Annotated in this window: 13 protein-coding genes; 2 read left to right on the top strand and 11 right to left on the bottom strand. The window is 42.1% G+C overall.

Annotation, left to right across the window (positions count from 1 at the left end):
* Nucleotides 1–58: 58 nt before the first annotated feature.
* Both PSYCG_RS03355 and surE read right to left on the bottom strand, forming a co-directional pair.
* Entirely contained in the window at nt 59–862 is an 804-nt protein-coding gene (locus PSYCG_RS03355; RefSeq protein ID WP_020442932.1) for a M23 family metallopeptidase, read from the bottom strand.
* Between the two features lie 123 nt (nt 863–985).
* Nucleotides 986–1,795 (bottom strand): 5'/3'-nucleotidase SurE, encoded by an 810-nt coding sequence (gene surE / locus PSYCG_RS03350; RefSeq protein ID WP_041772224.1) that lies wholly within the window; start codon nt 1,793–1,795, stop codon nt 986–988.
* A gap of 517 nt (nt 1,796–2,312) precedes the next feature.
* Between surE and PSYCG_RS03345 the strand changes: the two genes are divergently transcribed.
* Together PSYCG_RS03345 and PSYCG_RS03340 are read left to right on the top strand one after the other, a co-directional pair.
* Complete coding sequence (locus tag PSYCG_RS03345; RefSeq protein WP_011513009.1) at nt 2,313–2,750, top strand: MCR_0457 family protein; 438 nt, start codon at nt 2,313–2,315, stop codon at nt 2,748–2,750.
* A gap of 492 nt (nt 2,751–3,242) precedes the next feature.
* Nucleotides 3,243–4,409, top strand: coding sequence for a D-alanyl-D-alanine carboxypeptidase family protein (locus PSYCG_RS03340; RefSeq protein ID WP_011513008.1), 1,167 nt, complete (start codon nt 3,243–3,245; stop codon nt 4,407–4,409).
* Nucleotides 4,410–4,521: 112 nt separating this feature from the next.
* On the opposite strand, the gene PSYCG_RS03335 is transcribed toward PSYCG_RS03340, so the two are convergent.
* The 9 genes from PSYCG_RS03335 to PSYCG_RS03295 all read right to left on the bottom strand — a co-directional run bounded on the left by PSYCG_RS03335 (nt 4,522) and on the right by PSYCG_RS03295 (nt 16,516).
* The gene (locus PSYCG_RS03335) at nt 4,522–6,378 is read right to left on the bottom strand and encodes a sensor histidine kinase (RefSeq protein ID WP_020442930.1); all 1,857 of its coding nucleotides are present in this window, start codon (nt 6,376–6,378) and stop codon (nt 4,522–4,524) included.
* Nucleotides 6,379–6,606: 228 nt separating this feature from the next.
* Nucleotides 6,607–8,049, bottom strand: coding sequence for a ribosome biogenesis GTPase Der (gene der, locus PSYCG_RS03330; protein WP_020442929.1), 1,443 nt, complete (start codon nt 8,047–8,049; stop codon nt 6,607–6,609).
* A gap of 430 nt (nt 8,050–8,479) precedes the next feature.
* Complete coding sequence (bamB, locus tag PSYCG_RS03325; protein WP_020442928.1) at nt 8,480–9,688, bottom strand: outer membrane protein assembly factor BamB; 1,209 nt, start codon at nt 9,686–9,688, stop codon at nt 8,480–8,482.
* 231 nt (nt 9,689–9,919) lie between these two features.
* Nucleotides 9,920–10,714, bottom strand: coding sequence for a YfgM family protein (locus PSYCG_RS03320; protein WP_020442927.1), 795 nt, complete (start codon nt 10,712–10,714; stop codon nt 9,920–9,922).
* A 50-nt stretch (nt 10,715–10,764) separates the two neighbouring features.
* Nucleotides 10,765–12,069, bottom strand: a complete 1,305-nt coding sequence (gene hisS / locus PSYCG_RS03315) for a histidine--tRNA ligase (RefSeq protein ID WP_020442926.1) — start codon at nt 12,067–12,069, stop codon at nt 10,765–10,767.
* Nucleotides 12,070–12,133: 64 nt separating this feature from the next.
* A complete protein-coding gene (gene ispG, locus PSYCG_RS03310) occupies nt 12,134–13,249 on the bottom strand; it encodes a flavodoxin-dependent (E)-4-hydroxy-3-methylbut-2-enyl-diphosphate synthase (protein ID WP_011279968.1) in 1,116 nt (371 codons plus the stop codon).
* 91 nt (nt 13,250–13,340) lie between these two features.
* Nucleotides 13,341–14,156, bottom strand: coding sequence for a helix-turn-helix domain-containing protein (locus tag PSYCG_RS03305; protein WP_020442925.1), 816 nt, complete (start codon nt 14,154–14,156; stop codon nt 13,341–13,343).
* A complete protein-coding gene (gene pilW / locus PSYCG_RS03300; RefSeq protein WP_020442924.1) occupies nt 14,153–15,106 on the bottom strand; it encodes a type IV pilus biogenesis/stability protein PilW in 954 nt (317 codons plus the stop codon). Before pilW ends, PSYCG_RS03305 begins: the two co-directional genes overlap by 4 nt.
* Nucleotides 15,107–15,208: 102 nt before the next feature.
* Nucleotides 15,209–16,516: an RNA-guided endonuclease InsQ/TnpB family protein gene (locus PSYCG_RS03295; RefSeq protein ID WP_020442923.1), complete on the bottom strand. Its 1,308-nt coding sequence runs from the start codon at nt 16,514–16,516 to the stop codon at nt 15,209–15,211.
* Between the last annotated feature and the right edge of the window lie 178 nt (nt 16,517–16,694).

The following is a 16,694-nucleotide window of genomic DNA, read 5'->3' as shown; positions in this document are numbered from 1 at the left end:
GTAAGTAAATTGCAATGTGGCTTAGATAATTCCATTTAATCGCCAAACAATAAGAAATTTAACGCCCTAGTACCGCTCGTGGATCGATAGGGTTGCCATTTAAGCGTACTTGAAATTCCAAACCCACTTGATTGGTCTGACCACTATTACCCATATTTGCGATACGTTGACCACGCTGAACGCTATCGCCCTCTTTCACTAACAGCTGGCTGTTATGGGCATAAGCAGTGATATAGTTGTCACTATGACGAATCATAATCAAGTTGCCATACTCTGGCAGACCGTTACCCGAATAAAGAACCGTACCTGATTGACTTGCTTGCACCGGATCACCCACGTTACCAGCAAACCACATGCCCATCGTGCTAGATGCTGCATCGAAGTTGCGGGTTATTTGGTTGCGGGTCGGATACTCATAGCCTGACGTTGCATTGGCAGTCACTTCATAGACGGGCGGTTGTGAAAAGTTAGGCGTGCTGGTCACAGGCGGTGTATAAGTAGGTTGTACTGGTGCAGATTGAGTATTGTAGCGATTACTATTATTGGCACTTGCCGGCTCACCTTGCCATAGTTTGAGCCACTGACCACTATAAATGGTGTATTTACTGTCTAGGCCATTCAGTGAACCAATTTGACGGTAATTGAGATTATAGCGCGCCGCCACTTGACTGACCGTATCGCCGCGCTGCACACGATGATAGTTAGGAACCCCTTGATTATTGGTAATAATCTTCGGTCCCGCTTGGTTGGCTGATTGGTAAGTGGGCTTGGTAGCACAGCCTACCATCGTTACCGTGGCAGCAGCCATCGTGCCCAGCAATGCCACTGTGATAAATCGCGATCCAGCAATAAGCTTCTTCATACAAGATTTCCTATTCTTTATGTTACGTACAAACTCCTTGTGTGACTCACAAGCATTTTGCTAACTGTTATACCGTTTAAGTGTTTAGCTATCTTAGCTGCCATCATCAATATTCGATTCATCTTACAGCATTAACGCTGATAGCATATCGAGTGTGGCGGCTGGCGTATGGTGCAAACGTACAGGCGATAGACTGATGTAACCTGCGGCAACCGCTTGATCATCAGTCATAGTAGTACCAGACGAATCATGATCAGTATTATCTGCCAATATATCCTGACGCTTGCGTAGTGATAACCAATATGCATCTCGCCCGCGTGGATCTACCACATGGTGGACAGGACGCGCTATTTTCCTATGCCCCAAAGCTGTCATTTTGCGACCGTTAATCTCATCAGCATTACTCACATCAGGAATATTAACGTTTAATACGTGATAGGGCAAATTTTTGCAAATATCCAATATTGGCGTATCTCTCAATAATTTCACAATCTCACTTGCTGCCATTTGATAATGACGCTCACATTCCTGCTCACTGGTTTTTGCCCCACCGCCTACCAATGAGGTCGCAATAGCGGGTATGCCAAATAACTGAGCGGTTAATGCCGCCCCAAAAGTGCCTGAAAACATAACATCTTGACCAAGATTGGCACCTGAATTGATGCCCGTAATCACACAATCAAACTCTGTGTCAGAATATATTTCGTTTAATGCCAGATAAATACAGTCAGCTGGTGTGCCATTGACAGCAATAAAACCAGAAGTCAATTGATGCGTATATAAGGGTGTGGTGATACTTAAGGCACTGGCGCAGCCACTTTGCTCACTATTTGGCGCAACCACCATGACCTCAGCAATAGTAGATAATGCCTCATATAGTGCCAGCAAACCTGGTGCATAAACCCCATCGTCATTGCTCATTAAAATCTTCATATTTACTCAATCTATTTATGAATTACCGTTCATCCGCTTATCTACGTTATTTGCGTAAAGTTGCTATAATCACCGCTATTGCTACTAATATCATTCTATTTAAAAGTATGATACTTAAAGCTATATCAGTTACTGATACTGCCCATCTATGTTTGTTTACATAGTAAATAGCTATGATTATTTCGGGCGATTATACCCTAATAGACTATTGAGACGAACCCACTCTTTATACATAATTTGCATAATAACGTAGTTTGTTGAATGATTTGCCCAGAGCAAGATTCCTATTTTTCAGCATTGAAAACCTGCGCTGAGGTTACAGTAGGCTACAACCCACAACATTTACAACTTATACTTTTATGTTGAGGTAACTTACCGGTTTATAATACGGCTATGTTGCTGGAGACCTGATTTAGCTCACAATATCTCTACACATAAATCAATATTTTATGTGACATTTGTTTTTTTACCCATTAACATAGCACCATTAAATAAAGATAAGCGAGTGTGATACTGAATGAAAAATCAATCGATATTATCTATGACTTCTGTATTGGCAAGAAGTGCCTCAAAAGTCGGGCTAGCAGCATTGATAACATCTATTGCGATGCTGTCTCAAGCCACAAATGCTGCACCCAATTCTGCGACGACCATACCTTTAGATTTATCTGGTATCAATATCACAAAACATGAAATTGCGGTTATGCAAGTGCTGTCAGAGATATGCCCGCCGATGCTAAATGGTAAGCAAAAGCAGCGTTTTTATAAGTCTTATAACGTGCAGCTTCATGAGTTGATGCCGTCATTAGAAGACCCAAAAGCAGCTATCCAGTACTTATCTACTCAGCAAGATTATCGTCAAATTCTGCAAGGTATTCGTAGCTGGACGATGGGATTTTCTAAGCAAGATAATAAAGCATTGTGTGAAGATTTAGCGAATGCTGAATATCAGTAGTAGCCCTTTGTTGATACGCTATGTTATCGAAATACGTTTTTAAGCCATAGTAAGAGGTTAAAGAGGTAAAGATCGCCATAATTAACGATAACAATCTACTTTCTTATCTCTTTAATATCTGTATAAAGTGGTCAAATAACTATTATATAAGCCAGTGCTGAGTGTTTATTTAGATGACTCGCTACAAAAAGCTTGCTGCTATCCCTATTATTTAATAAGGATAGTAGCAAGCTTTTTTATGAGTGAAGTTTATAAAATTATTCACTCTATTTTTAATAACGTTTTATTTTATTGTATTTATCGTTTCCCCATCGGGCGGCATTTTGCTAAGATAAGGCGTTAGTTTTATGTCCGTTGCTTTAGTCTCCTCTACTCTCAAAAAATCTATGGTTTAACCTGAGATTTAACATAGTCTGCCAAAGATTGTGTGAAGGTATGGTGTTGGGGACAAGCGACAGATACATTTGGTTTTATGATGCGGTGTAACAATCTATGACAGTAAAGCGTGTGAAAAAACAGCTGGTGCAGCTGGTAGTGGGTGTCAGTATTTCTATGGGTGCAGTGATGGCAAGTGCAGCCATACAGCCGCCTGAGATGGCAAATACTGCGTATGTATTAATGGACTATAACACGGGTGAAATTTTGGCACAGAAAAATGCCAATCAAGCCTTGCCGCCAGCATCTTTGACCAAAATGATGACCAGTTACATCATTGAACAGCGCTTAGCTTCAGGCGATCTCAAAGAAACCGATCAGGTATTGATGAGTCCAAGTGCTTGGTGCCGCGGCAGTAGTAGCCAGTCGTGCATGTATGTACCGGTGAATAAGAGCGCGAGTGTTATAGATATGCTACGCGGTATTATTATTCAATCAGGTAATGACGCCTCAAAAGCAATGGCTGAGCATATTGCTGGTAGCGAAGCATCGTTTGCTATCTTGATGAATGAGCAAGCGCAAAAGATTGGTATGAAGAATACCCATTTCGTCAACTCTACTGGTATGCCTGATGAGGGTCACCAAGCATCTGCTCTAGATTTGGCCAAGCTATCACGCGCCATTATCAAAAACAGCGGCGATTACTACAGCATTTATTCAGAAAAAGAGTTTACCTATAATGGTATCACTCAAGGTAATCGTAATGCTCTACTCGCTACCGACCCTACTGTTGATGGTCTAAAAACAGGACATACGGATGCAGCTGGGTATTGCTTAGCAGCCTCGAGCAACCGTGAAGGTATGCGCCTAATCTCTGTCATTATGGGCACTGAAAGTCAGCAAGCACGTGCTGATCAGTCGCGTGAATTGCTCAATTGGGGTTTTGGTCACTTCACAACGGTTACTCAAGCACCTGCTGGTCAGTTTGTCAGCAAAGTTCCTGTCTGGTTTGGTGAAGCAAAAGAGATAGAAGTAGCGACTGGTGATAATTTGCAGATTTTGACCACTAAGACTCAAAAGAATAAAATCACTACTGTGGTCGATATTCCTGAAAGCTTAGAAGCGCCTATCAAAAAAGGTCAAGAAATCGGTAAAATGATGGCTGTGATAGATGGCAAAGCAGTGGCTTCTGTGCCTGTGATTGCGACAAGCGATATTGAGCAATCAGGCTTTATGAGCCGTATCTGGCAACGTTTTTCTCGTTGGACCCAGAACTTATTTTAAGCACAATGATAGCGTTTTGAAATAATGCTTTTATCATAAAGCTCAACATAAAAAAGACGTCTCATATCGAGGCGTCTTTTTTATGTCTAAAATCTTATATTTCTCGCTATTTTTATGACCATGTCAGCCAGCTTTTTAGTAAATCATTTAGCGCTTTGTCTTCGTATTTGGCAACTTCGCAATAGTCTATACCTGCAGCCTTTAGACCAAACTCAAAATCGGCTAAATATTTTGCTTGCTGCTGTGGATACCAAAACACCAGTAGCGTTCGATATTCTGTCTCAGCCGCACGAATATGACTCGCTAATGAGGCTGCTTTTCTGGGGAACACATCTTCTGCAAACATCAGCATGTCAAATTGCTTTGCATGTACCTCATCGATAACCAGCTGTTCATGTTGATAGCAGGCCACATCAGCACCCAAATGCTGTAATTGATCTACCAACAACCCTTTTTCATGATAGTAGTAATAAATAATTTTTAAGCCACGCAGATGTTGCTGTTGTTGAGAATGGTGTTGATTAGACATGGGAATAGTAACTGTAAAATTCGTACCAATACCTAAAGTGCTATCCACTTCAATGCTGGCCCCCATCAGCTGAGCCATTTGCTTAACCACTGGCAGACCAATTCCCGACCCTTCGTATTGACGAGTTTGCGATGAATCTACTTGAAAAAATGGATTAAAAATATCTTCAATAAAACTGCTATCAATCCCGATACCAGTGTCCTTTACGCTAATCTGCCAGCGATTGCTGTTATCAAAATGGGTCAGTTGCGACGTAATGGTGATTTGACCTGCTGGTGTGAACTTCATGGCGTTACTGACCAGTATCGCTAAAATTTGCTGTATTCTTTCAGCATCGCCTTCGAGGATATAATCGTTATGATGGATATGACTGATTAACGTTAAGCCCTTTTTCTTAATAGCTGGCTCAAACTCTGCCAATAAGTCAGCGATTAGTTGCAATGGATTAAATTCGTGCACATGTAGGCTGATTTGACCTTTCTGGATTTGATTTAACTGAATAATTTGATCTAAGGTTAAGACCAGCTTTTCACTACCCTCTCGAATAATATCAACCGCGTCTCTTTGCTCGTGATTTAACTTTTCATCATCTAGTAGCTGTAAGCCGCCAACGATCGCATTTAGTGAAGTTTTTAGCTCATGGGTAATCATACTTTGAAAATTATGTAGCTGCACATCAAGCGACACATCTTTATGATGCAGTTGTTGCTCGAAAGCCGCAAGTGCCTGATAATCTTGCTTTGCAATTTGCAGGCGATCAAATAGGGTAATGAAAGCCTGTTTAATCTGTACCAACTCCTGAAACTCAAAACGCTGTTGAATCAGAGGTAACTGCTCAATATCTGGATTTTTTATAACCATATCGCAAGCTGCCGTCAGATTAGCGATATCTTTTGACGGCCAATTCAGCTTACGCAGGATAAACAACGCCCAAATAATCGCCAATAGCGTTGTCATAAGCCATAGCAGTAGGTTCTTTTTAATCCAATTCTCACGCAGCGTCGCCACATCTAAAGTGATATTCAGATAACCAACCAAAGCATCTTCTTTAGGTGAAATAATTTTATTAGTAGGATCGCCAACAACTGGATAGTTAAAGCTGACTGTATTAGCAAATAGCGCATTTTTCCAATCATCTCTTAATTGATTGGCTTCAACAATAGGCTGAGAGGTGGTATAAAATAAAATACTCTCAATGCCTTGCTCTTTTTCTAATAAAAAATGTATTTGTTCATCGACGATATCGGTGGAATCTGCTATCGATGCGCTGATAGTCAGTAATGTCGCTAAATCCTGAATATGCTGGCGCGTGTCTTTGTAATAGTGAACAAAGCCATAAATAAAAGACACTAATAGACCTGCCAAAACAGCCAAAACCATGGTCTGCATGATAGAGTGCCAGATAAGCGTAGGAAGTGTTTGATGCGGGCGGTTGTTCATATCACTCAACTGAGTTAGACAACTTTTGATTATAGTACAGGTATTTTATAGCGGTTATAAGTGAAAATTGATATTTTAAGGCAATTAATGAATAGTGCCCTAAATTGCAAAATGCCATGACAACTGATACAGCCGTCATGACAAAGCACATTTAAAAAGCCTGATAGATAGTATCAAAGGATTTTTATCGGCTAGCTACTACTACCCAAAAGCGCAAATATGATTACATTAACGCTTTTTATCTTTGTTGGTAAATCTCGGCTTATCTTTGGTGGTAAATTTCTGCGCACGATTACGTTCACGTTGACGTAACTGTTGGGTTTTGGCTTTGGTTGGCGTATCGCTTTTATTAGCATATGGGTTTTCATTCAGTTTAAAGACCACGTTTAGTGGCGTGCCTTCTAACTTAAATACCTGACGGAATTGATTTTCAAGATAGCGCTGATAGCTCTTAGGTAACGAACCAGTTTGATTACCATGAATGACGATAACGGGCGGATTGTGTCCACCGATATGCGCATAACGCAACTTAATACGGCGACCAGCGACCGTTGGCGGTGGATTGGCAGTAACAGCATCTTGCAAAATCTGCGTCAAACGGTTGGTTGATACCTCAAACATTGACGATTGATAAGCACGCAAAATAGACGGATATAAATTACCCACGCCCGTACCATGTAATGCTGAGATTTGATGGACTTTTACATAAGGAATAAAGTTAAAACGGCGATCCATCTCGATTTTGATATAGTTCTTCTGATCAGCAGTCAAACCGTCCCACTTATTAATCGCAACCACTAGCGCACGACCTGCGTCCAGCGCATAGCCAATCATATGCAAATCTTGATCGACAATACCTTCATGAGCATCAATAACAATAACGGTTACGTTAGAGTCTTCAATCGCTTGTAAGGTTTTGATAACTGAAAATTTCTCAACTTTTTCATCGATTTTACCACGGCGACGAACACCAGCCGTATCAATCAATACGTAATCTTTACCTTCACGCGTATATGGGATATAGATACTATCACGAGTGGTACCCGGCATATCAAAGACGACAACGCGGTCTTCACCAAGCAAACGGTTGACTAGCGTCGATTTACCAACGTTTGGACGACCGATGATAGCAAGTTTCAAACCTCTTGGCTCAACCACATTTTCCTGACTAGGCATATCAGCGGTTAATACTTCGAGCAGATTGCCGACCCCGCGACCGTGACTTGCCGCCATTGGATATGGTTCGCCTAGACCTAATGCATAAAATTCAGCAGGCGCCGAATCATGCACACCATCGACTTTGTTGGCAACAACATATACAGGCTTGCCAAGGGTGTGTAAAAACTTACCAATCTCAGCATCGGCACCGATCATCCCTGCACGTGCATCAACCACAAATACAATGATATCGGCTTCATGAATGGCAGTATACGACTGCTCAGACATATAATCATCAATATCGCCTCTACCATCGTCCGCTTCACCAATACCACCGGTATCAACGACAATAAAAGCTTTGTCTTCGTAGCTCGCATCACCGTATTGACGGTCACGAGTCAATCCTGACAAATCAGCAACCAATGCCTGCCGACTTTTAGTGAACTGATTAAATAAGGTGGATTTACCGACGTTTGGACGACCAATTAAGGCGACCACAGGCTTGATACTCATGGGTTACTCTCAGTGAAAGGCACAATGACGGACAGTGCAACTACTTAGATACAATCTCTTTTACAACGTAAATTTACCGTTATAAAAAAGCAAAAAGTAGCAGCCGTTGACCGCAAATTTAAATGAATGATAAGATAAAACGATAGCCAGAAAATAGTTCTTGGCTATCTTACAATGAATAAATGATATTCAGAGGAATGCATCATATATGGATATTATCTGTCGCTATTATATATAGATAACGCCAATAATGCACCGGTCGCATAGCGTACGCGAAAGCCGATATGTAAACAAGCAGTTTTACAAGGCATTAAACACTGACTATGCAGCGTTTTCTGTTCATTTTACTATTAGGTGACTTACTACTAGGCCACCTATTTAATGAGCAATATAGAAAAATGCTCATTAAATAGGACTGCAAGTAATTAGATTAGCGTGCCAACTGCCAAATTGCGACTTGACCTGAAGTACTTTGAGTCATCAAACGGCTGCCTTGCACTTGCAAATTGGTCAATGCGCCTTTGGTCTGTACACGGCTGACAATTTTACCCGTGGCTGGGTCAAATAGGTGTACTACCCCATCAAAGTCGCCCACTGCGATATAGTTACCAATCATCACAGGATTGGTCAAATGGCGATAGGCCAATTCTTCACTTTCCCATAGAACAGCACCATTACTGCGGTTGTAAGCAACCACTTTACCGTCTAAGCTTGTCGCAACCACTTGCTGATTGTTGACTGCAAGCGCTTTTAAACTGGCAATCTCATTAACAAACATCACTTGGCGCGATGCCAAATCAATACCGAGTAACTGACCACTATAGCTAATGGCAAATAACTGATTGTTATCTACAATTGGCATACCATCAACATCGCTCATGCGTTCAACTTCGCTGCTGCCTGTACCCACACCAACGCGTCTTGACCATAGCGGCAAACCATTATCTACTGTAACAGCATGCAAGCGTCCATCGGCAGTCGCTAACAACGCCGTCTTAGCATCTAATAATGTTGGTGCAGCGCTACCGCGTACACTAATCGCTGGAACTTGGGTAGCAAACTGCCAAACTGACTGACCAGTCTGCAGCGATAAGCCATGTAGAAAACCATCATTGGCTGACAAGATAACGCGGTTATTGCTAATGAGCGCTGGCGTTAATACTGAACCAGTAAGCTGTTGCTGCCAGCGTTTTGCACCTGTTACACTATCGAATGCCATAACCAGACCGCCACGAGTACTAATAATAGCAGTTTGGCTTAGCTCGTCTATCGCAACACCACCTGTAATCTGGTCGCCAACATTTACTGACCATAAACGCTGACCAGCTTTGTCAAAACCCACCAAATCACCACCGCGCGAGGCAGTAACGATTTGCGAATTGGCATAGCCGACTTGCAAAGTAAGCGGATCTTTTTTACTGACGTTTTTATTACCAAGGTCGGTACTAAAAACCGGCTGCAATACGCTAACAGGTTGCACAATTTGTACCAATTTTACAGGGTCGTTGACGACTGGCTTGATACCTCGATTACACCCAATGACCGCAGTTGCCATCACTGCAATTACGGCTACATGCATGGCCGTTGAGCGCATGGTCTTGGCTTTGATGGTTTTGTTAAAGCGAATAGCTTGAGTCATTATAGGTCTCACTACAAATAAATTAATCATTAATAAATTAGCATTTAATCAGTGATAAAAAACGATAATAACTTAGTAAAAATAAGTATTAGTTACCACCATATTACTTCCGACTGATTAGGCTACTTCCTTTGTAGAACGGTTTGAGGTATTACCATCTCTATTCTATCGAAATTAGTACTCAATTTCTTAATACTAAGTCTTTATTGCCGAATATTTAGCACTACTATTTTATGCACCAGCACCGGTATTGGCTGCTACTGAATCTTCGCTCGCTGGTGCTTGCGATGTGGCCGTAGACTCTTGAATAAGACCAGTCTGTTCAGCGATAGGCTCAGGGACGATACCCAAACTTTCCATTTTCAATGCCAATACTGCGCGAGTTTCTTGACGCTCACGTAATAAGCTCCAAGCATTATTATAGGATTTAATCGCTGAGTCTGAATTGTCTTGTGCCAAATAAATATCACCCAATAATTCTTGCTGACTGGCTTCAAATGAGCTTGGCATATCACGACTGGCTTCTGTCAATGCTGCTTTTGCATCGCCTGCTGCCAAAAGCGTGGTCGCATAGCGCAAACGGGTAATTGCCTCTAGACCTGCATCACCCAAATCTATCGCCAATGCCTTTTTAAAGGTCTCGCCTGCTGCCTTAAAATCATCATTGTCAACTTGCTGGCGCGCTTTAATCATTAAAGCCTGCCAAGCATAGACCGATTCTCCATGAGTGCCCACTAAAGTATCGATGTTCTTATTTAGCTGAGTACGACTCTTTTCTAACGATGCTTTTGCTTCCGCTTCTAGATCAGGATTTTGCGATGCCAAGCTAACTTCTTCATTAAGACGTTGAATATCCGCATATTGATCGGCTGCAACGGTATCGACACGTGCATGATTATCCTGCCAATAAGTCCAGCCAAAATAAGCGGCTAACGCCAATAAAATCGCGGTGACAATATAGCTGCCATACTGCTTTAACGCTTGCATTGAGTTGTCTGCATTCGGCGAATTAGGGGTCAGAGCCATATACTTTTACCTGATCAATTTATATTAAAGTGTTAATGCTACGCTCACTACTATTTATGGCGAGAAAAGTTATCTTTATCCGACAGCCAATCTTGCGCTGCTGTTTTTTGTTCGCCAGTTTGCATATCTTTGATGCTAATGGTTTTATCATCCAGCTCTTGCTGGGCGATAATAACGGTCAATGCAGCACCTGACTTATCCGCCTTTTTCATTTGTGCTTTTAAGCTGGTGGCACTTGCCATTTTGACGCGCAAATCTGGACGGCTATAACGCAGTTTTTGCGCATAACTAATACCCGCACTATAAACCTCAGGATGGGCGACCACAAAGACATCACAAGCAGGTATATCAGCAATAGGCGCGACAACTTCCATAAGAAGCAATAAACGCTCAAGTCCCATGGCAAAACCAACTGCAGGTTCAGATTTAACCGGTTTATTATCGCCTTTACCATCACGGTTATCAGCAGATTTTAGCTGTCCAACCAAACCATCATAACGACCGCCGGCACAGACAGTTGCTTGGCTACCAAGTTTGTCAGTTACCCACTCAAAAACAGTTTTATTATAGTAATCAAGACCACGCACCAGATGCGGGTTAATTTCAAAGTTGATACCAAGCTCTGTTAAATAGGCTTGTACTTGCTCAAAATGCGCCACGCTTTCTTCACCTAAAAAGTCAGCAAGCTTAGGCGCGTCTACCAATAGGGCTTGGGTGCTGGCTTCTTTACTGTCTAAAATACGTAGCGGATTGGTCGTCAGGCGACGCTTACTATCCTCATCTAACTGCTCTTGCTTATCGGTCAGATAGGTGACCAACGCTTCACGATAAGCATGACGCTCATCAATTTCGCCCAGACTGTTTAGCTCTAAACGCATCTCATCTTTTAGACCCAGCTCTTGCCACATCAAATGAGTCATCGCAATCAGCTCGGCATCAGCGTCTGGTAAGGCACTACCAAAGCTTTCAACACCTATTTGATGAAATTGACGATAGCGACCCTTTTGTGGGCGTTCATAGCGGAACATTGGACCAATATACCAAAGCTTAGGCGTATCACCGCGTAGTAGATTGTGCTCATTTACTGCTCGTACTGCCCCTGCCGTGCCTTCAGGACGCAAGGTAAGCGGCGTTGGTGGATCAGATTTATCCGTAAAGCTATACATCTCTTTTTCAACGATATCCGTAGCACCGCCGATCGCGCGAGCAAACAAATCGGTTTGCTCAACGATAGGCAAGCGAATATGCTCATAACCGTATCTGCCTAGCACATTAGCCAATATAGACTCTAGATACAGCCATTTTGCAGACTGTGCAGGCAAAATATCATTAAACCCTTTAATCGCTTTAATCATGATACGGTTATGTCCTTTAATTTTTAACAAACAGCTCTATAATTTTTATTAATGAAACGCTTTATTATCTAACACGTATAATCTCGTTTTCGCGTTTTTTTGCCAATTCTTCTGCATGGGCGCGTACCATACCTTCTATCTCATCAACCAGATTATCTGTATCAATCAGATGACTTTTTTCGCCCATACGATAAACCAATGATTTTGGTGCGGCGCCAACAATACCGATATCAGCTTCCTTCGCTTCACCTGGACCATTTACCTTACAGCCAATCACTGATAAGTTCATTGGTTCACGAATATCCTCTAAACGCGACTCTAACGCAGTCATCACTCTAATCACGTCGAACTCTTGACGTGAGCAGCTTGGACAAGCAATGAAATTGACACCATTAGAGCGAATATTGAGCGATTTTAAGATATCAAAGCCAATCTTAATTTCTTCTTCTGGCTCTGCAGCTAAGGAGATACGAATCGTATCACCAATACCGTCCAATAATAAACCACCCAGCGCGATAGCAGATTTGACCGAACCAGTACGGTAAACACCAGCTTCAGTCACACCTAAATGCAGAGGATTATCAATTTGTGCTGAAATCAGACGATAGGCATCCATGGTCAAAAATACGTTACTGGCTTTAACCGATACTTTATATTGATCAAAATTAAGACGTTCTAATATATCAATATGACGCATTGCCGATTCGAGCATCGCTGCGCCATTTGGCTCTTTATACTTACGCTGAATGTCTTTTTCTAAAGAGCCAGCATTGACGCCGATACGAATAGGGATATTGTAGTGCTTGGCACAGGCAACTACTTCGCGTACTTTGGCGTCACTACCGATATTGCCCGGGTTAATACGTAAACAATCTGCGCCCGCTGCCGCAACGGCTAAAGCAATTTTGTGGTCAAAATGCACATCTGCTATCAAGGGTACGCTGACCAACTTGCGAATTTCACCAAACGCTTTAACGGTATCCATCGTCGGAGTAGAAACTCTCATCAAATCAGCGCCTGCTTCAACACAGCGCTCAATTTGGGCAACAGTCGCTGCCACATCACAGGTATCGGTATTGGTCATACTTTGCACACTAATCGGCGCATCACCACCAATCGCGACATCACCGACATATATTTTCTTCGTAAGACGACGGTTAATAGGTGCTGACGTTGACATAGACAAACCCTTTCATGAAAGCAGTAAAAACGAGAATAACAATAAAAACAAGGTAATAATATTTACTTTAAAAACTGAACCAATTGATAAATTAAGGTGCCAATTCAAAACTGGCTTGGCTACCATTTGCATAGCTGTTTAAAGCGACAGATTGCTGATTAAGCATCAGGCGCACGTTATTGATATCGTCGATCTGTACGTTAAACGGTGGCATACCTGATAACTGATAATCACCTGCATTCTGAGAGCCCGCGATCAAGCTGCTACCAGTAGCATCCGTAATAGTGACGACAGCAGCATCCGTCAGCTTAACATCCAAAGTGGCAGGAGCAACGTCGCCACCGCCTAAGTTTAGTGCTGAACCTGAAGCGCTAACACCTGTAACATCGGTATTAATAGCTGCGCCTTGTGCTTGTTCTACTGCTGAGATATCTTCAGAGTTAGATATAGGCTGCTCGGTATTTTCCTTGCTGGCATTACTAACCATACGGAATAGGAAAATCGCTAAAATAATGACACCGATCACTGCGATAATTAGTAGCGGATTAAAGCGAATACGATTGTGTGTATCGCGCTGTAGCGTACCCATAGGCTGCAGTGGCGACTGAGTATTATTAGCCGAACGCGATTTTAGCTCATTTGGGTAAGCGGCATCAAAGCTACTGGCTATTCTGACTGGGTCGAGACCCAAATATTTGGCATAGTTGATCGCAAAACCGCGCGCGAACGCCACTTGCGGTAAATCTGCGAAATTTTCATTTTCTAACGCTTGCAGGTGACGTTTTAAAATAAACAATTCATTTGCCGCGTCGTCCAAGCTTACTTGCTTAGCTTTGCGAGCTTGCTGCAACATGGCACCAAATGATCCCTGAGCGTTAAAGTTTGTGTTTGATGATGGGGTGGTCATTTCCATGGTGCCTCTGGATTGTTAAGCCAAGTCTTTAGTTGTTTTGCTTCATCACTTAATGGATAAGCAGATAAAAGTTGCTGTGCCAATTGTTGGCGTGTCTTGATGTTTTTTTGCGCTGCCGCCAATTTGATGCCTTGTAGGAGCAAGCGCGGACTAGCGCCCTGCCCTTGTACCAATATCAAGGTCTCATCATAGAGCCTTTGTGCCTGCTCAATACGCTGCTGCTCAAGTAATAAATCAACCAGTTCAATATGCGCAATAACACTATTTCGATTGCCATCTAGAGCCCGTAAAAAAGCCTTTGCTGCGGCAGGATGATCATTGAGCTGAAGGTAGGTACGACCTAAGTTCTCTAACGCCCCAATACGACCTTCGTAACCAAGGGCAGCACCAGCGATTTCAAACTGCTCAGCTGCCTCTTTATAACGCTTCATCTGCGATAAATACACGCCATAATTATTGTGAGCTTGGTCAAAATCTTTATCAAGCGCAATGGCTTTTTTGAAATATTGATCCGCTTTTTCAAGATTAAGGCGGCTGCCTTCTTGCTGCAACAAAACACCCATCATATCATAGGCGGGCGCATGACGGCTATCGGCAGCAAAGGCTTTTTCGAGCTGTCTTTGGGCAGCATCAAGCTCGTTTTTGCGGATATATTGTGCAGCAAGTGTCGTTCGAACGCGAGCAATTTCTTGCTGATCCAATTTACGGTTGTCATTGGGTTGCGTTGAGGTTTGATAAGGCGTGCCCGTTATTAGATCGTTGGTTGGCGTACTTTGACAGCCAACCAAGAATCCAGACAACAACATACTAAAGATGCCTACAACGTAAGCACGCTTTTTATTAGCATGAAAGACTGTAGAGCCTAATCGTTTTATCACAGGATAAAAGGGTCTTTTATAGTTGAACTGATAAGAGTTTTTAGAAGTCATCATGGCTACCATCATAAAACTATAATTCAATGCGTTCGATCATCGAGGCATCAGTTTATTGACATACTCACCCCACTTTCGCATTGCTCAAGTGGAGGATTCTAAAAGCAAAAGCTCTTAGGCGACTTCCTCACGGCTGTCACAAGTTTTCTGTATCATCGGGCGACCTTTACCGCATCCTCCCTCCGCAGACAAAACGGCATGTCCTGCCGATAATATGTTACATGCCGCATTGAAGTCGGCATTTGCAACATACATGCATTTAACACACTCAAATTTTGCCTGAGTCCGTCTATTTTCTTTGGCAACATGTTTGCAGTTAAAACAGGTTTGACTGGTGTATCTCGGATTGACCTTAATCACTAATCCACCGCGCCAATGTTGCTTATATCCAAGCATATCAATCATCATGCCCCAACCTTGATCTAGGATTGATTTATTTAATCCTGATTTAGCTCTGACATTACGACCTTTATTCTCCATCGTACCGCTTGCCGACCTTGACATATTGGCTATTTTTAAGTCCTCAACGACAATCATGGCGTGGTTTTTGCTGATCGTGGTGGTTACTTTATGTAAGTAGTCATGGCGAATATTGGCAATATGGCTGTGGAGCTTTTGGATTTTGTGGTTGTGCTTTTTCCAGTTTTGACTAAATAGAACTTTTCTACTTAATTGACGCTGTAATTTTGCCAGTTTGACTTGATTGGCCTTAAAGCTGTTTTTGGGCTTGATGGTTTTATTTTCTGAGGTGGTAATAAGTTTAGTAATGCCTAAATCAACGCCTAGTGAGCTTTTAGAGGGGTGAATTGGGTTTTGTAGTAATTCTCGCTCAGTACCAAATGACACATACCATTGCCCTGATTTCTTGCTGATGGTAACGTTTTTAATGATACCGACAATCTCTTGAGATTTTCTAAATTTCACAAACCCAACCCCGTTAGGCAGCTTTACTCGATTGCCCTCAACACGGCAGTATTTATCAAATTGCACCAAGCGCATTGAGTCGCAGCGATCTGCTTTACGCTTAAACTGCGGCATTAAAGGTCGGTGCTGAATTTCTGTTCCATCAAGCAATTTAACAAACTTAGGCTTTCTAGGCTTCTTTTTACTTTCTTTAAATCTGGCATGTACTTTGGGGTCAAAGAATCGTGACCAAGCTGACGCGAGATCACGAACTTTTTGTTGTAGAGATACGGCGTTAGATCGGGATTTCAAAAAGGCAAACTCAGGATTGTTCTTCAGTCCAACAATCTTGTTAACCAAATTGATGGCATTAATAAATTCGTTTTTAGCAAACATCTCAAGCGAAAGTGCCAACATTTCATTCCAAACAAAACGCGCAGAGTCAACAAGACTGGTTAATATGACCACTTGTTCTGCATTAGGGCTAAGCCTAAATTTGTACGCCTTGTTGATTTTCATCAAATACTCTTTACCAATAAACGAATATTCTAATGTTTAACACTATACAGATACGTCATTTATTTTGGTATACTTTTAATGAGTGAGCTGTGTGAAAAAGACTAAAAACTATGTGAAATTTACCTACGACCTAGCTCGGGTGGAGCCCTCTTTAGTGCTTAGATAGACTGATAGTAAC

The organism is Psychrobacter sp. G (assembly GCF_000418305.1).
Taxonomy (GTDB): Bacteria; Pseudomonadota; Gammaproteobacteria; order Pseudomonadales; family Moraxellaceae; genus Psychrobacter; species Psychrobacter cryohalolentis.
This window is presented reverse-complemented; position numbering and strand designations above follow the sequence as displayed.